The following is a 20395-nucleotide window of genomic DNA, read 5'->3' as shown; positions in this document are numbered from 1 at the left end:
ATGATCGACACCCTGAGCCTGGCCAGCCACGGCCCCGTCATCCCCGTCATCGTCATCCAGCGCCTGGAAGACGCCGTGCCGCTGGCCGAAGCGCTGGTTGCTGGCGGCGTGCGCGTGCTCGAAGTGACGCTGCGCACCCCCGTCGCCCTGCAGGCCATGGAAGCCATGGCCAGGGTGCCGGGCGCCATCGTCGGCGCCGGCACGCTGCGCAGCCCGGCCGACGTGACGAACGCCAAGAATGCCGGCTGCCAGTTCGGCGTCAGCCCCGGCTACACCGACGCACTGGCCGCCGCCTGCCAGGCCCAGGGCCTGCCGCTGCTGCCCGGCGTGTCGACGGCCTCCGAGGTCATGCAGGCCAATGCCGCCGGCTTTGGCTTCCTGAAGCTTTTCCCGGCCGTTGCCGTCGGCGGCGTCAACCTGCTGAAGTCGCTGGCCGGCCCCTTCCCGGACGTGGCTTTCTGCCCGACCGGAGGCATCTCGCTGGAGACGGCGCCGCAGTTCCTGAAGCTGCCCAACGTCAAGGTCTGCGGCGGTTCCTGGCTGACGCCGCAGGACGCGGTCGACGCCAAGGACTGGGCGCGCATCACCAAGTTGGCCTCCGAGGCCGCGGCACTGCGCGCATGACGCTGGCGGTCGTTGCGACCGTTGCGGCCGTTTGGTCCAGCGCAACGCACAGCTTCTCCAAGTTCGCGAGAGGCGAGCTGCGCCTCATCGCAGGGCAGGGCGTCGAAGGCGACGCCCATTGCGGCGTGACGGTCAAGCACCGCTCGCGCGTGGCCGTGGACCCGACCCAGCCCAATCTGCGCCAGGTCCACCTGATCCAGGGCGAGCTCTTCGACGAACTCGCCGCCCGCGGGTTCGGCGTTCAGCCCGGCCAGATGGGCGAGAACCTCACGACCCGCGGCATCGACCTGCTCGCGCTGCCGCGCGACACCGAACTGCGCATCGGCACCGAGGTCGTGCTGCGGGTGACCGGCCTGCGCAATCCCTGCCCGCAGATCGAGAACTTCGAGGCTGGCCTCTTGAAGGCCGTCGTCGACCGCGATGCCGACGGCGAGGTCGTGCGCAAGGCCGGCATCATGAGCATCGTGCTGGCCGGCGGTGCCGTGAAGCCGGGCGATGCGATCACGGTACGGCTGCCGCCGCTGCCGCACCAAAAGCTCGAGCGCGTCTAGCTCGGCAGGTCGAACAACAGGCAGGTGGTGCTGGCGTGGGCGTAGAGCTTGCCGTCGTGGCCGACCAGCGTCGCCTCCGACGTCGTCACCTGGCGGCCGCGGTGCACCACCTTGCCGATGGCGCGTACGAAGGGCACCTTGTCGCTCAGCGCGCGCACGAGGTTGATCTTGAACTCCAGCGTCGTGTAGCCGCGGCCCACCGGCAAGGTCGTGTGCACCGCGCAGCCCAGGGCGGAATCGAGCAGCGTCGCGAACCAGCCGCCGTGCACGCTGCCGAGCGGGTTGTAGTGCTTGAACTGTGGTCGCCCCTGGAAGACGGCGATTCCGTCCTCCACCGAGATCAGCAGGAAGTCCAGCGTCTCGCTGATCGGTGGCCGGGGTGCCAGGCCATCCAGCATGGCCTGCATCTGTTGCAGCCCGGTCTTGCCAGCCAGCATGGCCCGCGAAGCCAGGCCGGTTTCACCCTGCTGCCGCGTGCGCAGCGCGGCCTCGTCAGCTTGCCATTGGGAAAGGACGGCTTCGGGGGAGGGAGAACTCATGGCGGCGGCTTCAAGCGATGAAGCCCTCGATTCTGCGCAAAGCCGGTGCCCCGCGCTGTCACCAGTGTTCAAGCGGCCAGGCGCTGCTCCGCAACGGCCTTGCGGCGCGAAGGTTCGTCCATCCTCAGCTTGTCCAGCACCGGACCCTGCCAGGGCAGCAGATACACCAGCGTCGCCAACGTCGCGCGTCGACGCGACGACAGCAGCGGGCGGCCGCGGGCGTCCAGCAGCAGCACGTTGGAGCGCACATTGAGCGGATCGGCCTGCGCGACGGTGCCCTCGTTGATCTCGACCCAGTCCCATTCCACCCAGGCGCAGGCGTCGGCATAGCAGCGCTCCCAACGCGTCGAGCCGCTGACGCGGTGCTCGTCGCGGCGCACGCGGTGCACCTGGGTCCGGGCGTGGCGGACATCCTGGGCGGCGCTGGACAGCGCGGCCACCGGCCAGCAGACGCTGCCTTCGGGCAACTGGATCAGGGTTGGCATGGACGGCTCCTCTGTGTCGTGTGATTCGAACGGGAGGGCAGTCTCTGGTCAGGGCCAGTGGGGAACAAGCTGGCAGACTTGGCAGGTATGGGTAAGCCCGAAATGAACTACCAGCAGCTGATCGACGTCGGCCTGAGTGACGACTTCGAAAGCTTCGAGCGCCGTCTTGTCGCGACGGCGGATGCGCTGGGCTTCCCGATCATCTCCGGCGTGCTGATGCGTGGGCGCCTGCAGGACGCCGATGTGCAGATCACGTCGCTGGGGAACACGCCCGAGGGGTATCTCGCGGTGGCGAAGGACCTGGGCGAGGCCCGTCGGGATCCCGTCATGGCCAAGCTCATGAGCCATGCCGTGCCAGTCGTCTACGATCAGAAAACGTATGTAGCGGCGGACGCCGGGGACATCTGGGAAGCGCAGGCACCCTACGGCTACAAGACGGGAATCGCCGTCAAGCTGCACCTGCCGGGTGACAAGCACTTCCTGCTCGGCGTGGATCGCGACGAGGCGCTGCCCGAGCCGGGCATGCAGCTGATGCAGATGGTTGCGGGCCTGCAGCTGCTGGCTGCGCATGCGCTGACGGCGGCGGACCGGCTGCTGGGCGCGAAGCTCAACAAGGGTGATCTGCCCAAGCTGACCCGGCGCGAGCTGGACGTGCTGAGCTGGACGGCCCAGGGCAAGACGGCCTGGGAGGTCAGCGTCATCCTGGGCATGAGCGAGAAGACGGTGAACTTCCATCTTGGCAATGTGATGCGCAAGCTGGGCGTGACGTCCAAGCACCAGGCAGTGCTCAAGTGCGTGGCGGCCGGCATTCTGTAATGCGGTTTCAACCTAGCAGACTTGCTAGGTTTCTAGGGGGGCTAAAACAGGGAAAGTGCGGGCAGGCGACATCTAGCCCCCACCCTGCAGGAGCCCCCCATGAAAGTCATCGACCTGATCTGCGAACTTCTCGGTCTGCCCAAGCTTGGAGGCTGACCTGATCGACGGGTTCCTTGCCCAATGCATACAGCGATAGATTGCGCAGATGACCAGCTCCAGCCAACGAGCTCCGCATCCCTCGCATTCCTGATGCCGCTGCACACGGCCCCGGCCCCCCACCCTTGCCGCAGCACAGGCACCGTGTCCATTTCCCCCGAAACCTATGCCCGGCTTTTGAGCCTCGCCGATCAGGCGCCGCTCGATTGCCTGCCACTGACGTCGCGCACCCTGGCATGCGCCAAGACGCTGGGCTACAACCAGATCGGCCAGATCCGCAGCACGCCCAACAGCCGCCTCTTTGCCGACCTTGGCGAAGATCGCGCCGAGGAACTCCAGCGGGCCCTCTATGACTTCGGCGTGCGGCCGATGCAAGGCGGCGAGCTGAGCGGCTGACGCGCAACCACCCTTCAACTCCTTCGAGCCCGCCTGCTTCGGCAGACCGGGCTCCTTTTTTGTCCACGTTCACGCATGTGCCTTCGTGCGAGCATGCGGTCCGTATGCAAGACCGCGACATCCCTCTCGACGCCTGGCCGCGCCGCGCCGCGCTGGCGCACTTCCGCACCATGGCCCAGCCGGCCTTCAGCATCACCGCGCCGGTCGACGTGACCGGCCTGCGCGAGCGCGCCGCTGCTCACGGCGCCACGCCCTGGCTGGCCTACCACCACGCCGCGCTGGAGGCCGCCAATGGCGTCGATGCGATGCGCCAGACCCTGACCGACGGCGGCCGGGGCGTGCGCGAGTTCGGCGTCATCCATGCCAGCACGACGGTGCTGCGCGACGACGGAAGTTTTGGCTTCCTGACGCTGCCACGCGAACCTTCGCTCGCCAGCTTTGCCGCCCGCGCCAAGCCCGGCATCGAGCGCGTGCGCCATGCCAGTGGCGACCTTTTCGCCGCCGATGAGCCCGGCGACGTGCGCGAGGAAACGCTGGTCCACATGACCGCGCTGCCCTGGCTGGGGTTTACTGCGTTCACCCACGCGCGCGGTCAAGGCGACGACCGGCCCAAGGTGGCCTTCGGCCGCTTCACCGAAACGAACGGCCGGCTGCTGATGCCGGTCGCCGTCGATGTGCACCATGCACTGTGCGACGGCGTGCACATCGGGCGCTTCTTCGAACGCTTCCAGGCAAATCTGGACGCGATCTAACGATAGGCCGCCACGTCGACGTCGCCCGCCTCGCTGTCGAGCATGTGGCGCCAGGCGTCAGGCTGGCTGCCGTCCAGGTCGGTGAAGCCGTAGATGCGGGCCAGCTGGCCGCTGGACAGCGACTGGCCGTTCCAGCGCGCGACGTCGGGGTCGGTCGCGAGCGCCACGACGGCCCGCCCGACGAAGGCCGGGCTTTCGGCAATCGCGAAGCCCGGCACGCGGTCGATGGCGTCGCGCCAGTTGTCCTCGCGCACGCCAAAGGCCTCCAGCATGGCCTCGGAGCGCAGCCAGCCCGGCGTCAGCGACAAACCCGTGGCACCGTGCGACTTCAGCTCATGGCCCAGTGCAAAGCCCATGCGCAGCACGGCCGCCTTGGCAAGGTCGTAGAAGAAGGAATTGCGGTAGCGCGTGCCGTTGTATTCCTCGGTGCCGTCATTGATCTCCACCACCAGGCCGCCCGGCGCCTTCAGCAGCAGCGGGATCGCGAAGTGGCTGGTGATGGCATGAGTGTCGATGGCCAGGCGCAGGCTGTGCAGGCCGAATTCGAGATCCGACTCCCAGACGGTCTTGCCCCATTCGATCTTGCTCGCGCCGAAGATGTCGTTGACCAGAACGTGCAGTGCCCCCTGTTCACGTTCGATGCGAGCGACCAGATCGCGCACTTCGTCGGCCACCAGATGATCGACCTTTGCCGCGATGCCACGGCCGCCCGCAGCATCGACGAGAGCTGCCGTCTCCTCGATGGTTTCGGGTCGATCCATCTCCGAGCGGGCCGCCTGCGTGCTGCGCCCGGTGCAATAGACCGTCGCACCGGCCTCGCCCAGGGCCACCGCGATGCCACGGCCTGCGCCGCGCGTGGCGCCGGCCACCAGGGCCACCTTGCCTGCCAGATGCCTGTTGTGCATGTCACTCGCCTTTGAAATGACCGGTTTGCGATTCGCGGTTTGTCGAAACTCGCTGCTCCGATTCGTCATGCAGCAGATGCCGGCCGATCGCCGGGCGTCAGTCAAACTTGAAGGGTATCGATATGGCAACGCAAGACAACAAGGTCAAGGGCCCCGCCTCCTATTTCCCCTCCATCGAGAAGAAATACGGCCAGCCCATCGCGCACTGGGAACAGGTCATCACCCGGGCCGGGCCGTTGAAGCACATGGAGCTGGTCAACCTGTTGAAGGCCGAGCACGAGATGGGCCACGGACACGCCAATGCGCTGGTGGCCTGGGTCCTCGCGAAGAAGTAGCCCGCGTCGTCCGCGCGCTATCCGAGGTCAGTCGTCGAGGGTGACGATGACCGGCGCATGGTCGCTCGGCCGCTCGTTCTTGCGCGGCAGCTTGTCGATCTCGCAGGCCGTCACGCGGGGCTTCAAAGCCTCGCTGACGAGAATGTGGTCGATGCGCAGGCCCTGGTTCTTGCGGAAGGCCAGGTTGCGGTAGTCCCACCAGCTCCAGCTCTTGGGAGGCTGCTCGAAAAGCCGGAAGGCGTCGGTCAGCCCCAGGGCTATGAGCTGCTGGAAGTGCTCGCGCTCCTGCGGCGTGCAGTGGATCTGGCCAGCCCATGCGACGGGGTCGTAGACGTCGCGGTCCTCGGGCGCGATGTTGAAGTCGCCCATCAGCACCAGCTCGGGGTGCTGCTTCATTTCCTCGATCAACCAGCCGCGCAGGCCGGTCAGCCAGTTCATCTTGTAGGTGAACTTGTCGCTGTCGGGCGCCTGGCCGTTCGGGAAGTAGCCACCGATGACGCGCACACCGCCCACGGTGCCGGCTATGACCCGGGCCTGCTCGTCGGCAAAGCCGGTGATGTTCTTGACGACGTCATCCGCGCGTTCACGGCTGATCAGCGCGACGCCGTTGTAGGTTTTCTGGCCGAACCACTGCACCTGGTAGCCGGCCTCGCCGATCTCCATGGTCGGGAATTTGTCATCGGTGAGCTTGGTCTCCTGCAGCACCAGCGCATCGACGGGGTGGGCAGCCAGCCAGTCCAGCACCTGCGGCAGGCGGACGGCGAGGGAATTGACGTTCCAGGTAGCGAACTTCTTCATCCTGTGATCCTAGCGTCGTCAGCCGCCGACCTCGGCCTCGGTATCGCAGTCCATGCAGTTCTCGATGGGCGGCGCAGGCAGGTGGAGATCGCTGTGCAGCTGGCGCAGCGCCGTGCGCAGGCCTTCCTCCACGACCGGGTGATAGAAGGGGCAGTCCAGCATCTGCTGCACGGTGTCGCCGCGCTGCACGCTCCAGGCCAGCAGGTGGCCGAGGTGCTCCGCGGCCGGGCCGATCATCTCGGCGCCCAGCAACCGGCCCGTGCCGCGCTCGGCATAGACATGCAGGCCGCCGCGGTTGACGAGCATGACGCGGCTGCGGCCTTGATCAGCAAAGCTGACGCGGCCGACGTCAAAGTCGCGGCCCGTGGCGACCAGCTCCGAATGGCTTGCCCCCGCAATGGCGATCTGCGGCTCGCTGAAGACGATCGCCAGCGGCGCACGGCGTGGGCGACTGTGCACATCGGGCCAGCGCGCCGCGTTGTCGCCGGCGATGCGGCCGGCGTCCGACGCTTCGTGCAGCAATGGCCGGTCGTTGGTGACGTCGCCGGCGATGAAGACCGGCATGCCGCCCCACTGGCTGGTGTGGCGGTCGATCAGCGGGTGGCCTTGGGCATCGCGTGGCAGGTTCAGGGTCTCCAGCCCCAGGCCGTCGAGATTGGCCTGGCGGCCTGCCGTGCAGAGCAGGGCATCGAAGCGCTCGCCACCGACGAGCACCTGGTCGCCGTCCGGCGTCGGGTCCAGCGTGGCGCTCAACGTCAATGGCAGGTCTTCGGCAAACAGCTTCTGGGCCAGCGGCTGCAATTCGGGATCGGTCAACGGCCCGACGCGGTCACCGCGAGCGAACAGGCGCACGCGCACACCGAGCTTGTGCAGGGCCAGGGCCAGCTCCAGGCCGATGACGCCGGCGCCGACGACAGCGATCGACTTCGGCAGGTCGACCCAGTCGAAGACATCGTCATTGACGATCAGCCTGGCACCCAGCCGTTCGCGCCAGCCCGCCGGCACGAAGGGCCGGGAGCCGGTTGCGATAACGACGGTGCGGGCCTCGACGCGCTGGCCATCAACGTCCAGCACGCCTTGGGCGAGGAAGCGCGCCCGGCCGAAAAGCCGCGTGGATTCCGGCCAGCCATGCACCGTCTCGAGCACGAAACCGACGAAACGATCGCGCTCGTCCCGCACCCGCTGCATGACGGCCCGGCCGTCAATGCGCGGCGCCTCGGCCTGCACGCCGAAGCGATGCGCCTCGCGCACGGCCTGGGCCGCTTCGGCCGCAGCGATCAGCAGCTTGCTGGGCATGCAGCCGACACGCGCGCAGGTGGTGCCGTAGTGGGCGGCCTCGATCAGCAGCACGCGGTCGGTGTGGGCGCGCGCGGCGCGGTAGGCAGCCATGCCGGCAGTGCCGGCGCCGATGATGGCGACGTCGCAGGAGAAGGTCACGGTGCTGGGCTTCCTGAGTGTCCGACTGGGCAGGATAGCCGCTGCCGCGTCAGGTGTGCAGGCCGCGCCGCGCGGCTTCCTCGCGCAGGCAGTTCAGCATCAGCTCCGCCCCCGGCGACAGCTGATGGCCGCGGCGGGTGACGATGCCATACGCGTCCATGCGCAGGCCGAGGTCGAAGTTGAGCACAGCCAACAAACCCGCCTCCAGATAGGGCTTGACCAGCTCTTCGGGCAGGGCCGACAACATGTCGGACTGGCCCAGCAGGCTGGTGATGACAGGCAGGGACAGGGTCTCGACGGTCTGCTGGGGCTGGTCCAGGCCGGCGGACAGGAACAGGGCGGTCAGGCGGTCGCGCAGGATGCTGCCGCCGGGCGGCAGGATCCAGCTCTGGCGGGCCAGCTCGGGCAGGGTGAGGTCGCGACGGTCGGACAGCGGGTGGCCGGCGCGCACGACCAGGCAATGCGGCTCGTCGGTGAGCGGCTCGAAGCTGAGCTGGGCGGCCGACTCGCTGTCCAGCACCCGGCCGATGACGAGGTCGAGCTCACCGTTCTGTAGATGCTGGATGAGCAGCTTGCTGGTGTCCACCGAGATGGCGACATGCACCCGCGGCTGGCGCGCCTTGAGCTGCGTGATGGCGGCCGGCAGCAGCGTCGTCGAGGGCGTCAGCACGGAACCGACCGCCACGCGGCCCGACAGGCCCGACAGCAGTTCCATGAGCTCCTGATGGCCGGCGTCCAGCTCGGCCAGGGCCGCGCCGGCGCGCCGGATCATGACCTCACCGTACCAGGTTGGCGCCACACCGCGCGGCAGGCGCTCGAAGAGCTTGACGCCCAGAGCGTGCTCGAGATCGGCCAGCAGCTTGGATGCCGCCGGCTGCGTCAGGTTGGCGGCCTGGGCGGCATGCAGGATCGAGCCGTGCCGACCGAGTTCCACCAGCAGCACGAGCTGGCGGGTCTTCAGGTGGGAGCGGACAAAGCGATCCGAGCGCGGGTCAGTCATTCGTGATAGAGCTGCGACCGGCCCCCATCGATGAGGATGTCGGTTGCGTTGATGAAGCGGGCTTCGTCGCTGGCGAGGAAGAGCGCAGTGTAGGCAACCTCGATGGGCTCGCCGATGCGCTTGGGCGGCAGCAGCTCGACCTGCCGTTTGGCGTCCTCGGGTGAGTTGGCCAGCCACTCGACGACACGCTCGGACAGGATCAGCCCCGGCGAAATGGAGTTGACGCGGATGTTGTGCGCGGCGTATTGGATGCCCAGCGCCTTGGTCATGCCGATCAGTGCGTGCTTGGCGACGGGATAGGGGAAGGCGTTGGGGATGATGCGGTGGCCGTGCACCGAGGCGACGTTGACGATGCTGCCGCCGCCGCTCTCCAGCATGCCGGGCAGCACGGCACGGCTGCAGTGCATCGCGCCGTCGAGGTCGACGGCGAAGCAGCGTTGCCATTGGGCCGTCGTCATCGCCAGCGGCTCGGCGAAGACGTCCATGCCGGCGTTGTTGATGAGCACGTTGATCGTGCCGAAGCGCTCGACGCCGCGCGCAGCCATCGCGCGCACGGCGGCTTCATCGGCGATGTCGGTGGCGATGAACATGGCGTTGTCATCGCCCAGCTCCTGCACCAACGCCGCGCCCAGCGCCTCGTCGGCTGCCAGCCCGTTGAGGATGACTCTGGCGCCCTCGGCGACAAAGAGCCGGGCGATGGCCTTGCCGATGCCCTGGGTGGAACCGGTCACCAGCGCGACCTTGCCTTGCAGACGTGAACTCATCTCAGCTTTCCATCGTGGCGAACGTCCCACGGTTCGTCGTATTTGCGGGCCGAGCGACGGGCCGCTCCCTAGCCGGCCCGCGCTGGCGATGTGCTTGCGGCTCAATGCCGCAAGCATCGCCGTCCCGGCGGGGGACCGACCAAGGTAATCCTTGGGCGAGGGGCGCCATGTCAGCCACGGCGTTCGCCTCGGGTCTTCAGTTGGTCGAGAAGGACGGCGGCCAGCAGGATGAGGCCACGCACGAGGTATTGATAGAACGCGTCGACGTTGAGCAGGTTCATGACATTCTCGACTGTGCCCATGATGAGCACGCCGATGACGACGCCGAAGATGCGCGCCTTGCCGCCCTGCAGTGACACGCCGCCCAGCACGCAGGCCGAGATGACGTCCAGTTCGAAGCCCGTGGCCGCGTTGGGCTGGCCGCTGGTGATGCGGGCCGACAGGATCAGGCCCGCCAACGCCGTGACGACGCCCTGCAGCAGGAAGATCCACACGCGCAGCCGTTCCACGCGCACACCCGCCAGGCGTGCCGCCTCGGGGTTGCCGCCGATGGCCAGCGTGTTGCGGCCGAACACCGTGTGATTGAGCAGCACGCCGAAGATGAGGAAGCTGAAGCCCGTCATCCAGATCGGCAGCGGCAGGCTCAGGAGGCTCGTGTCGCCGAAGCTGATGAAGCCTTCGTCGGCGATGCCCACGGCCTGGCCCTTGGACGCGATGAAGGCCAGGCCCCGCACCATCAGCATGGTGGCCAGCGTGGCGATCAACGCGTTGACGCGCAGATAGGCGATCAGCACGCCATTGCCCGCGCCGATCAGCGCGCCGGCCAGCAGCCCGCCGCCGATGGCCAGGCCGACGCTGCCGGTGCGCTCCAGCACCATGGCGCCGAGCACGCCGGCGAAGGCGATGGTTGAGCCCACCGAGAGGTCGAAGTCTCGCGAGGCCAGGCACAGCATCATGGTGCAGGCCACCATGCCGATCTGGGCGACCGACAGCAGCAGGCCGACGATGTTGGCGCTGGAGAAGAAGTTCTCGACGGTGAAGGCCAGCACGACGAAGAGCAGGCCGTAGCCCAGCGTCATGCTGTGTTCCTTGAGCAGGGCGCGGGACGTCGAGGACATGGCAGGGCGGGGCGTGAGAGTGGTCGTGTTCATGATCAATGCAGTGGTGCGGTGGGCGCTCCGTCAGGCAAGGCCAGGGCAAGTGCGGCGGTCTCGCTGGCGTTGGCGCGGTCCAGTTCGCCGCTGATGCGGCCGTCGCGCATGACGATGAGGCGGTCGGTGATGCCCAGCACTTCGGGCAGCTCGCTGGAGATGACGATGACGCAGCAGCCCGAGGCCGCCACGTCGTGGATGATCTTGTAGATCTCGTTCTTGGCACCCACATCGATGCCGCGGGTCGGCTCGTCGAGGATGAGCACCTTCAGCCCTGGTTCGGCCAGCCAGCGCGCGAGGATGACCTTCTGTTGGTTGCCGCCGGACAGCAGGCGGATCTCCTGCTCACGGCTCGGTGTCTTGATGCGCAGCTTTTTGATGAAGTCGTCAGCGCGCTGCGCTTCCTGGCCGTGGCGCAGGAAGACACCACCCGCCAGGCCGTGGCGGCGGCAGCTGATGTTGATGTTCTCGGCGACCGAGCTGTGCGCCAGGATGCCCTGTTCCTTGCGGTCCTCGGGGCAGAGGACGATGCCTGCGGCGATGGCGTCCGCCGGGCTGTGGGCCCGCACCGGCTGGCCGTCGAGCAGCACCTCGCCGCCGCGGCGCGCGTCGGCACCGTAGAGCAGGCGCATCAGCTCGCTGCGGCCGGCGCCGACCAGGCCGAAGAAGCCCAACACCTCGCCGGCTCTCACGGCAAAGCTCAGTGGCGTGGGCAGGCGGTCGCTTTGCAGGCCGCGCGCTTCAAGCCGCATCGGGCCCTGCTGGCGGCTGCGGTAGTCGTAGATATCCTGCAGCTCGCGGCCGACCATGTCGGCGATCAGGCGCTCACGCGGCACCTCGGCCATGACCTCGTGCGTGACGATCTTGCGGCCATCACGGAAGATGGTGCAGGCGTCGCATAGCTCGTACAGTTCTTCGAGGCGGTGCGAGATGTAGATCAGCGTGCGCCCTTCGGCGCGCAGCCGTTTCACCAGCCGGAACAGGATTCCGGTCTCGCGGTGCGACAGGCTGCTGGTGGGCTCGTCGAAGGCGATGACCTTGGCGTCCTGCATGACGGCTTTGCAGATCTCGACCATCTGGCGCTGGGCGATGGACAGCTCCGACAGGCGCGAGGCGGGGTCCAGGTCCACGCCGATGGCTGCCAGTTGTTCGGCCACCAGCCGGCGCGCGGCCTTGTGGTCGACGAGGCCTAGGCGTGTCGGCAGGCGGCCGAGCAGCACGTTCTCGGCCACCGTCAACTCGGCCACGTACTGCAGCTCCTGGTGGATGATGGCCACGCCGGCGGCGATGGCGTCGCCAGCCGAAGTGAAGTGGCGCTCCTGATCATCGATCAGCAGCCGGCCACCATCGGGCTTGTACTGCCCGCCGAGGATCTTCAGCAGCGTGCTTTTTCCCGCGCCGTTCTCGCCGAGCAGGCCCATCACCTGGCCAGCCCTCGCCTCGAAGCTCACCCCGTTCAGCGCCTTGACGCCGGGGAAGTGCTTGCTGATGTTGTCGAACTGCAAGGAAGACATTTCAGAGGCCCATTTGCTTGCGCAGTTCGGCCTGGTTCTGGCGCGTCATCAGCGTGCCGCTGGTCAGCGTGACGGGCGGCGGCGCCTTGCCCGCTGTGGCCCATTCATACACCGCCACGGCGGTCTCGTAGCCATGGCGCTTCGGGCTGATCAGCACCGTGCCGTAGAAGGCGGTCGGCGTCGGTTTGGTGAACTCGTTGAGCGCCGTCTGGCTGCCGCCGATGCCGATGGCCAGCATCGCGTCCTGCTTGATGCCACGGCCTTCCGCGGCGCGCACGGCGCCCAAGGCCGCTTCGTCGTTCAGGCCGAAGGCCACCCACTTCTTGAACTTGGCGTTCTTCGTGAAGGCGATGTTGGCGGCGTTGAAGGCGCTCTCCGTGTCGGTCTTGGCCTGGGGCGCGTCGACCACATTGGCGACCGGCACGCCGGCAGCCTTCAGCGCATCCACCGCGCCCATGGTGCGATCCCGCGCCGTGGGCAACTGGTCGAAGGCCACGCGCAGCACGCCCACCTCGTCGAGCTTCCAGCCGCGTGCCTTCATCTCGGCCAGCAGCCCCTGGCCGACCTGCTTGCCGATCTCGTAGCCCGAGATACCCATGTGGGGGATGTCGGCGATGGGCTTGCCGGCGCCGTCGACGAGTTGGTCGTCCACCGACATGACCTTGAGGTTGTGGCGCTTGGCGGCGCGGTTGACGGCCGCGCCGAGCTTCACATCAGGCGCGCAGATGACGAAGCCGACGGCCTTCTGTGCCGCCAGGTTGTCAATGGCGGCCATCATCTTTTCGCCGTTGGGGATGCCGATCTTCACGAGGGTGAAGCCCTTGTCCTTGGCGGCCTGCTCGGCATAGCGCCATTCGTCCTGGAACCAGGGCTCTTCGGCCTGCTTGACGAGGAAGCCGATCTTGACCGGTTCGGCCGCTTGCAGCGCGAAGGGGGTGGCAAGCAGGGCCAGGGCCAGTGCGGCGCGTCGTTGCATCTTCATTGTTGTCTCCTAGTCTTCCGTCAGTCTTCAAACAGGGCGTCAGGCACACCCAGCGCCGTGGGCAGGCGCAAGCCGAACAGGCTGCCGGACAGCGGCTGGGCGGCGAGAGCGTCGCGGCTCAGCTCCGTGCGGGCGGTGGTGAGCATCAGCTGGTCCATGCCTTCACCGCCGATGGCGGGGCAACTGGTGTGAGCGGCCGGGGCGCGCAACACGCCCATCAGCCGGCCCTCGGGGTCGTAGCGTGCTACACGGCCAGCGCCCCATTGGGCGTTCCACAGGCAGCCCTCGGCATCGACGACCGAGCCATCGGGCCAGGCGTCGTCCTGGTCCATCGCCGTGAACAGGCGGACGTTGTCGACCTGGGCCGTGTCGGCGTCGTAATCGCACTGCTGGATGCGCTGGGAGAGCGTGTCGCAGAAGTACATCGTGCGGCCGTCCAGGCTGAAGCAGACGCTGTTGGCAATCGCCACCGCCGGCAAGGCCAGGCGGCGCAGGCCGTGGGCCATGGAGTATTGGTAGAAGCTGGCGATCGTGGACTTGGGCCGGCGCTCCTGGGCCTCGTTCATCGTGCCGAAGACGAAGTTGCCGCGCCGGTCGGTGCGCCCGTCGTTGATGCGCGTGCGCGGCTCGGCGGCGTCGACCGGGGCAGCGGTCTGCAGCTGGCCAAGATCCAGGTTGTCGCCCAGCGTCGCGAGAGCCAGGCGCTTGGCCAGGCCCAGCAACACGCGGCCCGAGCGGCAATGGGCGAAGCTGCCCAGGCGATCCGGTAGGCGACATGACAGTGGTCCCGCCGCGCCCGGCTGCCAGGCAAACAGGGTCGCCGCCTCGATGTCCGTCCACCACCAGCGGCCGCCATGCCAGAGCAGGCCCTCACCAAGAAGGGCGCCCTGTGGCAAGGTCAGTTCAAGGTCGCCGTTCAATGTCATCAGAAGTCCAGGTTACGGAGCGGTTCCATTCGGCACAAATCGAATGTCCGGGCTTAACTATCCAGATTCGGAATATCGATCGCTCAGGGCGCGATCGCTGCACGCCTGACCGTCAGCAGCCGGGCGCCGCGCAATTCGGCGACCTGCGTCTGGCCGGCGGCGAAGGCGGGCCGATGGGCCGCGTCGATGTAGACCGGCGCATCGCCGCGCAGCGGCAGCACGCTGAGCTGCAATTCGGCACCCGGCTGCAGCGCGAACTGGCGCAGGCCGATCTGCCAGCGCTGGCCGTTGTAGTACCAGTCGTCCAGCATCCGGCTGCCGGCGAAGACGCGGCCGATGTCGCCGACGAAGTCCAGTTCCAGCAGCACGTCTTCCGCGTTCGGCGCCAGCGGCTGGGGCAGCTTCAGTGACCAGGTCGCCGCCGCGGCAAATGCCTCGGGAATAGGCTGCACGGCCGCCTTGGCCAGGCCACCCTTCAACACGGGTGGCACGGCCCGGGCCGGGCGGGTGGGGCTGATCTGCAGCGTCGGCTGGGCGTTGTCGCCCGCCAGCTCCAGGCGTTGCAGCAGGCCGTTCTGACCGACCTTCAGGCCGACCGCACGCGGCCCGGGCAGGGCAGGGAAGACGGCGGCGCGAAGCGGCTGCGGGCCGATGCCGCGCAGTTGCAGCTTGCCGTCCGCCACCCAGGCCTGCTGCTCGCTGAAAACGAGCCGGCGCTGCCCGGCAATCTCCAGCACGTTCAACTGCTCCACCTGTTCCGGCGCCAGCAGCAGCACGCTGACGGCGCGGCCGTCGCGGCTGCCGATGCGCTGCAGCTGGTTCGCGTCCGGCTTCAGCGTCCTGATGCCGTCGGGCAGCGCGAACTCTGCGGGGACGCCGGCCGTCGTTGCGAACACATGGACGATGCCCTGGGCGCCCGCGTCGAGGCGCGTGACCGGCTGGGCCGTCGCGTGGCGCAGCATCACGCCGTCGAGCTCGAGGTTGATGGGCCAGATGAAATAGGCGCCATTGGGAATGTCGACCGGCGTGCTCGGCAGCGTCACCGTGCCACCCGGCAGCTGCAGCTCGAAGCGCACGCCGACCTGCGCCGGCATGGCGTACTGGCGCACATGGTTGTTGAAGAACAGGAAGCCGGCGTCGCCCTTGCTTCGCACGGACCAGCGCGGCGTCTGCAGGTCGGCCGGGTTGGTCGGCGAGCGCTCGGGCTGGCGTACCGTCATCGTCGCCAGCGCGGCGCCGTGTTCGCGCAGGAAATAGTGGAAGGGACGCAGCTTGGTCAGTACCGGGCGCTGCTGACCGTCAGGCCCCAGCGGCGCCTGGAAGTCATAGCTGATGCGTGGCGTGTCGTTGTAGCCGCCGCTGAGCGTGCTTTCCTCCAGGCCGGTGCCGCCCACGCCAACCGGGTTGCGGCCGCCGTGGAACATGTAGTAGCCGAACAGGTTGACGCCCGAGCCCAGCTGCACGGGCAGCATGGCCGCAATGTCGTCGGGCGACACCAGCGTGCGGCGGCGGTACATCGCTGGCAGGCCGGGGCCGTATTCGGCGCCGAGGAAGGGCACCTTGTCCTTGTCGGTCTCGGCAGTGCCAGGGGCGTGTGATTGGGTCTGCGCGCCGAGATCGCCGCTGACGCGGGTGCTGAAGCGGAAGGCGTGCGTCTCCTTGGGCGGCAGCTCCCGAGTGCTGGTGGCCCAGGGCTCATCCGGGTAGCCACCGAAGACGGGGGTGACCTCGCCGGACGGGTAGACGGTGCCGTCCCAGCCTGTGACGGTGTAGAGCGGCACATCCATGCCGGCCTTCAGCGCGAGCTTCCTTAGTGCGCTGATGTGGTCCTCGCCCTTGCCAGGGCCGCGGACGTTGTATTCGTTCTCCAGCTGCACGCCGACGACCGGACCGCCGTCCTTCCACAGCAGGCCCTTGAGCTGCACGCCGATCTCGGCGTACAGGCGCTCGACATGGCCCATGTACTCGGGGTCGTTGCCGCGCGTGGGCATCTTGTCGACGACCCAGTCGGGAATGCCGCCGTAGCGGGCCTCGCCGTGCGCCCAGGGGCCCAGCCGGACGACGACCTGCAAGCCGGCGGCCTGGGCCAGTTGCACGAAGCGGCGCAGGTCGTGGGTGCCCTTCCAGTTGAAGGCGCCGGGCTGCTCCTGGTGGTGGTTCCAGAACACATAGCTCGCAACGATGTCGATGCCGGCGGCCTTCATCAGCCGCAGCTGGGTATCCCATTGCGAGGCGGGTGCGCGGCTGTAGTGGTACTCGCCCATGACCGGCAGCCAAGGCTTGCCGTCGCGCAGCAGGTACTGGCTGTTGACGTCCAGCGTCTGGCCCTGAGGCGAGCGTGCCGTGCCGAGCTGCAGGTGGCCGGTTGTCGGCGCCGGAGCGGCGGCGCGGGCATCGAGCTTGAGCAGCGTGTCGGCGCTGGCCTGGCCAAGAGCGAGCAGCACCAAGCCTGCGCACAGCGTGAGCGTGCGGTTCATGGAGTCTCCGGTGTCGTTATCTTTTTTTGTCGCGTGTCAGAGCGCGCGCCAGGCCTGCACGAAAGCTCTTGCCCGCGGTGCCACGTCGGATGCCGTCAGGCCTGGGCTGTAGAGCGCCGAGCCCAGCCCGAAGCCGGCGGCGCCCGCTTGCCTGTACGGGGCCATCGTCTCGGGTGTGATGCCGCCCACCGGCAGCAGGCTCAGCTCGCGCGGCAACACGGCACGCATGGCCTTGAGCACCGGCGGCGTGACCAGCTCGGCCGGGAAGAGCTTGAGCGCGTCGGCGCCGGCCTGCAGGGCCGCAAAGGCTTCAGTCGGCGTGGCCGCGCCGGGAATGCAGGCCAGGCCACGCGCCTTGGCCACGCGGATGACGGCGACGTCGGCATGCGGCATGACGATGAGGCGGCCACCGGCGATCTGCACATCACGCACCGCGTCGGCGCTGAGCACTGTGCCGGCGCCGATCAGCGCGTCGTTGGGCATGCGGCGTGCGAGGCGGGCGATCGAGTCCAGCGCCTGGGGCGAGTTCAGGGGCACCTCGATGACGCGGAAGCCTTCGGCGTAGAGGGTGTCGGCGATGGCCTCGACTTCGTCAGGCTTGACGCCGCGCAGGATGGCGACGAGGGGGAGTTGTTGCAGTGCCTGGTCGAGCATGTCAAAGCCCCATGGTTTGCGCCAGCCGCCAGAGGCCGGCGGGCGCGGTGTTGTCGAGTTGCAGCGGCTCGTCCATGCCGAAACGGCCGAGGGCGAGCGCATATCGTGCGCACAACGCCGGGTCGCCGATGAGGGCCAGACGCTCGGGCGTGGCGGCCTTCAGTTCGTTGGCGATCTCGTGGCCGATCAGCAGGCCGGAGAGGTAGTCGGGCAACTGCTCCGCGGGCAAGCGCTTGAAGAGGCCCAACGTGCGCACGGCAAAAAGCTGGTGGCTCAGGGCCTCGTCCTCGCGCGCTGCATCGACGCCAGCCAGGAACGCCTGGGAGGAGGGCGCCGAACTGCCGTCCGCTGGCATCAAGCGGGCGAGCACGGAATGCTGGCGTAGCAGCGCGTAGAGCTCGCCGGTCATGTGGGTCGCAAAACCCGTCACCTGGCCAGCCTCAACGCGCGCCCACTTCGAGTGCGTGCCTGGCAGCACCAGGCAGGCCTGTTCGGCCAGCTCGGGATGCAAGGCGAAGGCGCCAACAATCTGGGTCTCTTCGCCACGCATGACATCCGGTTGGGCGCCGTCATGCATCAGGCCGGGCACGATCCAGAACCTGGCATCGACCTGCAATGCCTGGCGAGCCAGCGCGGCGGCGTCGGCCGGGCAGGGCGCATAGGGCGCTTCGCGCCAGCCATGCTGGCTGCCGACCATGCCGCAGGCGAGCATCGGCAGCCCGGGCCAGCCATCGGTCACGGCGGCCAGCGCCTGGGCAAAAGCATCTGCGCCGGCCAGCGTCGAGGCGCCCTGCTCGGATTGGCGCGTCGCCAGCACGGCACCGTCGGCGCCCAGCAGGAAGGCACGCAGCCGCGTGCTGCCCCAGTCGAGCGCGATGAGGCGGCCGCCATCCATCACCATTCGGCGACGCTCCCGTCCGCGTGGCGCCACAGCGGGTTGCGCCAGTCGGGCGCCGTCTTGCTGGCCTCGATGACCTTCTCTTCGTCCACCACCACGCCGAGACCCGGTTTGGTCAACGGCTTCATGTAGCCGTTCTCGATGTGGAAGTCTTCCTTGTTCAGCACGTAGTCGAGCAGCTCGCCGCCCTGGTTGTAGTGGATGCCCATGCTCTGCTCCTGCAGCACGGCGTTGTGCGAGACGAAGTCGACATGCAGGCAGGCGGCCAGCGCGATGGGCCCCAGCGGGCAATGCGGCGCGAAGGCCACGTCGTAGGCTTCGGCCATCGCAGCGATCTTGTGGCACTCGGTGATACCGCCGGCGTGAGAAAGATCCGGCTGCACGATCGACAGGCCACCGGCCTGGAAGACGCGCTTGAACTCGAAACGCGAATACATGCGCTCGCCGGCCGCCAACGGGATGGCGGTGTGCTCAGCCAGGCGGGCGTAGGTTTCGTCCTGCTCGGCCAGCACGGGCTCTTCGACGAACAGCGGCCGGTAGGGTTCCAGCGCTTTCAGCATGACCTTGGCCATCGGTGCGCCGATGCGGCCGTGGAAGTCGATGCCGAACTCGATGTCGTGGCCAAAGGCTTCGCGGATCTCGGCGATGCGGGCCACGGCTTCGTCGACCTTGCGGGCGCTGTCGATGAGGCCCATCTCCTCGGAGCCGTTCATCTTGAAGGTGTCGAAGCCCCCTTCGCGCAGCCGCTTGATGTCGCGGATGACATCGGCCGGCCGGTCACCGCCGACCCAGGAATACACCTTCATCTTGTCGCGCACCAAGCCGCCGAGCAACTGGTGCACCGGTGCGCCCAGGGCCTTGCCTTTGATGTCCCACAGCGCCTGGTCGATGCCGGCGATGGCGCTCATCAGGATGGCGCCACCGCGGTAGAAACCACCGCGATACATGACCTGCCAGAGGTCGTTGATGCGGGAGGCGTCTTGCCCGATCAGATAGGGCTCGAACTCATGCACGGCAGCTTCGACGCTGCGCGCCTTGCCTTCGATGACGGGCTCGCCCCAGCCGCTGATGCCGGCATCGGTGTCGATTTTCAGGAACATCCACCGCGGGGCGAGGCGGTAGGTCGTCAGCTTGGTGATTCTCATGGGGCCATGACTGGTGCAGGAACGGCCGAAAGCTTAGGAGGGGCTGCTAGTTCTGAAATATCGAATCTTTGCCAGCGGCTATATGGATTTCATATTGGTGGATAGGCGCCGAAAAGCAAAAGGGCTGCAGAAGCAGCCCTTGAGCGGTTGCGGCACGCGGTTCACATGCCCGTTTCAGTGCGACTTCAGTCGCGCTTGCTGTTGTACTGGCCACTCACGGCGTCGCCCAGTTGACCCACGATCGCCAGCGTCGCCAGCACCAAAGTCACGATCAGCAGTTCCATTTGTTTCCCTTTCTTCGTTGTTGACGGATCGCATCTTAGGGTTTTCACCATATCAACAAGGGTTAACCCTATGCATTGCGGGCATGGAACGATGCGGTACCTGGTGGGAGGCGGAGCCAACGCGCTGTGTTCGTGCAATCTGCACTGCATGCGGGCCGACGAACCGTCTGCCGGTTGTTTCGCCTTGCGTCTTGTTTGTCCATTTGTTTGGTAAGACCGGGCGTGTTGTATGCTCAACTTCGGTCTGACCAAATGCAATACCGGCCGACCGGAGACAACAAGGAAGATTGATTCATCATGAAGTTCACTGACGGACAGTGGATGCATCAGCCGGGCGTGGCCGCACATTACGCGGCCGAGGCCTATGCGATCGAAGTCCACGAAGACCGCCTGGTCGTGCTCGCCACGACCCGCCCCATCAAGCACCGCGGCGACACGCTGCAGGGCCCCACGCTGACCGTGACGCTGAGCTCGCCGCTGCCCGGCGTCATCCGCGTCAGCGTCGAGCACTACGCCGCGTCGAGCGCGCCGCGCCTGCACATCCCCATGCCCGGCGCTGGCAAGCATCCAGTGCAGATCGACAACGGCGACACCCAGGCCACGCTGACCAGCGGCGCCCTCTCGGTCGACGTCAAGAAGGGCGACGGCTGGAGCCTGACCTTCCGCGAAGGCGATCGCGTGCTGACCAAGAGCGACTGGCGCGGCCTGGGCTTCATCCAGTGGGCCGGCAAGGACGGCCTGGTGCGCCACCACGTCCACGACCAGCTGTCGCTGGGCGTGGGCGAGAACGTCTACGGCCTGGGCGA

General features: G+C 67.6%; 22 protein-coding genes. 7 read left to right on the top strand and 15 right to left on the bottom strand.

What is annotated here, in order from left to right; translation table 11 throughout:
- Together eda and ACXJKM_RS12485 are read left to right on the top strand one after the other, a co-directional pair.
- Complete coding sequence (gene eda / locus ACXJKM_RS12490) at window positions 1-624, top strand: bifunctional 4-hydroxy-2-oxoglutarate aldolase/2-dehydro-3-deoxy-phosphogluconate aldolase (protein ID WP_200955318.1); 624 nt, start codon at window positions 1-3, stop codon at window positions 622-624.
- Window positions 621-1175 (top strand): MOSC domain-containing protein, encoded by a 555-nt coding sequence (locus ACXJKM_RS12485; protein ID WP_457352665.1) that lies wholly within the window; start codon window positions 621-623, stop codon window positions 1173-1175. Before eda ends, ACXJKM_RS12485 begins: the two co-directional genes overlap by 4 nt.
- On the opposite strand, the gene ACXJKM_RS12480 is transcribed toward ACXJKM_RS12485, so the two are convergent.
- Together ACXJKM_RS12480 and ACXJKM_RS12475 are read right to left on the bottom strand one after the other, a co-directional pair.
- Window positions 1172-1714, bottom strand: coding sequence for a PaaI family thioesterase (locus tag ACXJKM_RS12480; protein ID WP_056202381.1), 543 nt, complete (start codon window positions 1712-1714; stop codon window positions 1172-1174). The two genes, ACXJKM_RS12485 and ACXJKM_RS12480, sit on opposite strands and share 4 nt — an antisense overlap.
- 68 nt (window positions 1715-1782) lie before the next feature.
- Window positions 1783-2199 carry a DUF4902 domain-containing protein gene (locus ACXJKM_RS12475; RefSeq protein ID WP_056202384.1) on the bottom strand — a complete coding sequence of 139 codons (417 nt, stop codon included), beginning with the start codon at window positions 2197-2199 and terminating at the stop codon, window positions 1783-1785.
- Between the two features lie 87 nt (window positions 2200-2286).
- Here ACXJKM_RS12475 and ACXJKM_RS12470 point away from each other — a divergent pair, with 87 nt between their 5' ends.
- The 3 genes from ACXJKM_RS12470 to ACXJKM_RS12460 all read left to right on the top strand — a co-directional run bounded on the left by ACXJKM_RS12470 (window position 2287) and on the right by ACXJKM_RS12460 (window position 4319).
- Window positions 2287-3015 carry a helix-turn-helix transcriptional regulator gene (locus tag ACXJKM_RS12470; RefSeq protein WP_082532931.1) on the top strand — a complete coding sequence of 243 codons (729 nt, stop codon included), beginning with the start codon at window positions 2287-2289 and terminating at the stop codon, window positions 3013-3015.
- Window positions 3016-3315: 300 nt separating this feature from the next.
- Window positions 3316-3567 (top strand): hypothetical protein, encoded by a 252-nt coding sequence (locus ACXJKM_RS12465; protein ID WP_157281978.1) that lies wholly within the window; start codon window positions 3316-3318, stop codon window positions 3565-3567.
- A gap of 104 nt (window positions 3568-3671) precedes the next feature.
- The gene (locus ACXJKM_RS12460; protein WP_457352663.1) at window positions 3672-4319 is read left to right on the top strand and encodes a CatA-like O-acetyltransferase; all 648 of its coding nucleotides are present in this window, start codon (window positions 3672-3674) and stop codon (window positions 4317-4319) included.
- Here ACXJKM_RS12460 and ACXJKM_RS12455 read toward each other — a convergent pair.
- Entirely contained in the window at window positions 4316-5224 is a 909-nt protein-coding gene (locus ACXJKM_RS12455) for an SDR family oxidoreductase (protein ID WP_457352661.1), read from the bottom strand. The two genes, ACXJKM_RS12460 and ACXJKM_RS12455, sit on opposite strands and share 4 nt — an antisense overlap.
- Window positions 5225-5346: 122 nt before the next feature.
- On the opposite strand from ACXJKM_RS12455, the gene ACXJKM_RS12450 reads away from it, so the two are divergent.
- On the top strand, window positions 5347-5559 hold the full coding sequence (locus tag ACXJKM_RS12450) for a DUF4287 domain-containing protein (protein WP_057301230.1): 213 nt from the start codon (window positions 5347-5349) through the stop codon (window positions 5557-5559).
- Window positions 5560-5586: 27 nt separating this feature from the next.
- On the opposite strand, the gene ACXJKM_RS12445 is transcribed toward ACXJKM_RS12450, so the two are convergent.
- The 12 genes from ACXJKM_RS12445 to dgoD form a co-directional block, all read right to left on the bottom strand.
- Window positions 5587-6357, bottom strand: a complete 771-nt coding sequence (locus ACXJKM_RS12445; RefSeq protein ID WP_457352660.1) for an exodeoxyribonuclease III — start codon at window positions 6355-6357, stop codon at window positions 5587-5589.
- 18 nt (window positions 6358-6375) lie between these two features.
- Complete coding sequence (locus tag ACXJKM_RS12440) at window positions 6376-7794, bottom strand: dihydrolipoyl dehydrogenase (RefSeq protein ID WP_457352658.1); 1419 nt, start codon at window positions 7792-7794, stop codon at window positions 6376-6378.
- A gap of 49 nt (window positions 7795-7843) precedes the next feature.
- Window positions 7844-8794 (bottom strand): LysR family transcriptional regulator, encoded by a 951-nt coding sequence (locus tag ACXJKM_RS12435; protein ID WP_457352656.1) that lies wholly within the window; start codon window positions 8792-8794, stop codon window positions 7844-7846.
- Complete coding sequence (locus ACXJKM_RS12430; protein WP_457324439.1) at window positions 8791-9558, bottom strand: SDR family oxidoreductase; 768 nt, start codon at window positions 9556-9558, stop codon at window positions 8791-8793. Before ACXJKM_RS12430 ends, ACXJKM_RS12435 begins: the two co-directional genes overlap by 4 nt.
- A 170-nt stretch (window positions 9559-9728) precedes the next feature.
- Window positions 9729-10709: an L-arabinose ABC transporter permease AraH gene (araH, locus tag ACXJKM_RS12425; RefSeq protein WP_457352654.1), complete on the bottom strand. Its 981-nt coding sequence runs from the start codon at window positions 10707-10709 to the stop codon at window positions 9729-9731.
- 2 nt (window positions 10710-10711) lie between these two features.
- Window positions 10712-12223, bottom strand: a complete 1512-nt coding sequence (gene araG, locus ACXJKM_RS12420; RefSeq protein WP_457324438.1) for an L-arabinose ABC transporter ATP-binding protein AraG — start codon at window positions 12221-12223, stop codon at window positions 10712-10714.
- A gap of 1 nt (window position 12224) precedes the next feature.
- Window positions 12225-13199 (bottom strand): arabinose ABC transporter substrate-binding protein, encoded by a 975-nt coding sequence (locus tag ACXJKM_RS12415; protein WP_457324440.1) that lies wholly within the window; start codon window positions 13197-13199, stop codon window positions 12225-12227.
- Window positions 13200-13225: 26 nt separating this feature from the next.
- A complete protein-coding gene (locus ACXJKM_RS12410) occupies window positions 13226-14131 on the bottom strand; it encodes an SMP-30/gluconolactonase/LRE family protein (protein WP_457352653.1) in 906 nt (301 codons plus the stop codon).
- An 83-nt stretch (window positions 14132-14214) separates the two neighbouring features.
- Window positions 14215-16608: a beta-galactosidase gene (locus ACXJKM_RS12405; RefSeq protein ID WP_457352651.1), complete on the bottom strand. Its 2394-nt coding sequence runs from the start codon at window positions 16606-16608 to the stop codon at window positions 14215-14217.
- 36 nt (window positions 16609-16644) lie between these two features.
- Entirely contained in the window at window positions 16645-17262 is a 618-nt protein-coding gene (locus tag ACXJKM_RS12400; protein WP_056202418.1) for a 2-dehydro-3-deoxy-6-phosphogalactonate aldolase, read from the bottom strand.
- 1 nt (window position 17263) lies between these two features.
- Window positions 17264-18163, bottom strand: a complete 900-nt coding sequence (locus tag ACXJKM_RS12395; RefSeq protein ID WP_457352649.1) for a 2-dehydro-3-deoxygalactonokinase — start codon at window positions 18161-18163, stop codon at window positions 17264-17266.
- Window positions 18157-19305 carry a galactonate dehydratase gene (gene dgoD, locus ACXJKM_RS12390; RefSeq protein WP_056202424.1) on the bottom strand — a complete coding sequence of 383 codons (1149 nt, stop codon included), beginning with the start codon at window positions 19303-19305 and terminating at the stop codon, window positions 18157-18159. Before dgoD ends, ACXJKM_RS12395 begins: the two co-directional genes overlap by 7 nt.
- Before the next feature lie 581 nt (window positions 19306-19886).
- On the opposite strand from dgoD, the gene ACXJKM_RS12385 reads away from it, so the two are divergent.
- A partial coding sequence (locus ACXJKM_RS12385) for a hypothetical protein (protein WP_457352647.1) occupies window positions 19887-20395 on the top strand: 509 nt, incomplete at its 3' end.

The sequence above is a fragment of the Roseateles sp. P5_D6 genome, from assembly GCF_054049415.1.
This window is presented reverse-complemented; position numbering and strand designations above follow the sequence as displayed.

Excerpts from the sequence above, each read along its gene's own strand:
- eda (WP_200955318.1), top strand. The coding sequence starts at position 1 with ATGATCGACACCCTGAGCCTGGCCAGCCACGGCCCCGTCATCCCCGTC.
- ACXJKM_RS12485 (WP_457352665.1), top strand. The coding sequence starts at position 621 with ATGACGCTGGCGGTCGTTGCGACCGTTGCGGCCGTTTGGTCCAGCGCA.
- ACXJKM_RS12480 (WP_056202381.1), bottom strand. The coding sequence starts at position 1,714 with ATGAGTTCTCCCTCCCCCGAAGCCGTCCTTTCCCAATGGCAAGCTGAC.
- ACXJKM_RS12475 (WP_056202384.1), bottom strand. The coding sequence starts at position 2,199 with ATGCCAACCCTGATCCAGTTGCCCGAAGGCAGCGTCTGCTGGCCGGTG.
- ACXJKM_RS12470 (WP_082532931.1), top strand. The coding sequence starts at position 2,287 with ATGGGTAAGCCCGAAATGAACTACCAGCAGCTGATCGACGTCGGCCTG.
- ACXJKM_RS12460 (WP_457352663.1), top strand. The coding sequence starts at position 3,672 with ATGCAAGACCGCGACATCCCTCTCGACGCCTGGCCGCGCCGCGCCGCG.
- ACXJKM_RS12455 (WP_457352661.1), bottom strand. The coding sequence starts at position 5,224 with ATGCACAACAGGCATCTGGCAGGCAAGGTGGCCCTGGTGGCCGGCGCC.
- ACXJKM_RS12450 (WP_057301230.1), top strand. The coding sequence starts at position 5,347 with ATGGCAACGCAAGACAACAAGGTCAAGGGCCCCGCCTCCTATTTCCCC.
- ACXJKM_RS12445 (WP_457352660.1), bottom strand. The coding sequence starts at position 6,357 with ATGAAGAAGTTCGCTACCTGGAACGTCAATTCCCTCGCCGTCCGCCTG.
- ACXJKM_RS12435 (WP_457352656.1), bottom strand. The coding sequence starts at position 8,794 with ATGACTGACCCGCGCTCGGATCGCTTTGTCCGCTCCCACCTGAAGACC.
- ACXJKM_RS12430 (WP_457324439.1), bottom strand. The coding sequence starts at position 9,558 with ATGAGTTCACGTCTGCAAGGCAAGGTCGCGCTGGTGACCGGTTCCACC.
- araH (WP_457352654.1), bottom strand. The coding sequence starts at position 10,709 with ATGAACACGACCACTCTCACGCCCCGCCCTGCCATGTCCTCGACGTCC.
- araG (WP_457324438.1), bottom strand. The coding sequence starts at position 12,223 with ATGTCTTCCTTGCAGTTCGACAACATCAGCAAGCACTTCCCCGGCGTC.
- ACXJKM_RS12415 (WP_457324440.1), bottom strand. The coding sequence starts at position 13,199 with ATGCAACGACGCGCCGCACTGGCCCTGGCCCTGCTTGCCACCCCCTTC.
- ACXJKM_RS12410 (WP_457352653.1), bottom strand. The coding sequence starts at position 14,131 with ATGACATTGAACGGCGACCTTGAACTGACCTTGCCACAGGGCGCCCTT.
- ACXJKM_RS12405 (WP_457352651.1), bottom strand. The coding sequence starts at position 16,608 with ATGAACCGCACGCTCACGCTGTGCGCAGGCTTGGTGCTGCTCGCTCTT.
- ACXJKM_RS12400 (WP_056202418.1), bottom strand. The coding sequence starts at position 17,262 with ATGCTCGACCAGGCACTGCAACAACTCCCCCTCGTCGCCATCCTGCGC.
- ACXJKM_RS12395 (WP_457352649.1), bottom strand. The coding sequence starts at position 18,163 with ATGGTGATGGATGGCGGCCGCCTCATCGCGCTCGACTGGGGCAGCACG.
- dgoD (WP_056202424.1), bottom strand. The coding sequence starts at position 19,305 with ATGAGAATCACCAAGCTGACGACCTACCGCCTCGCCCCGCGGTGGATG.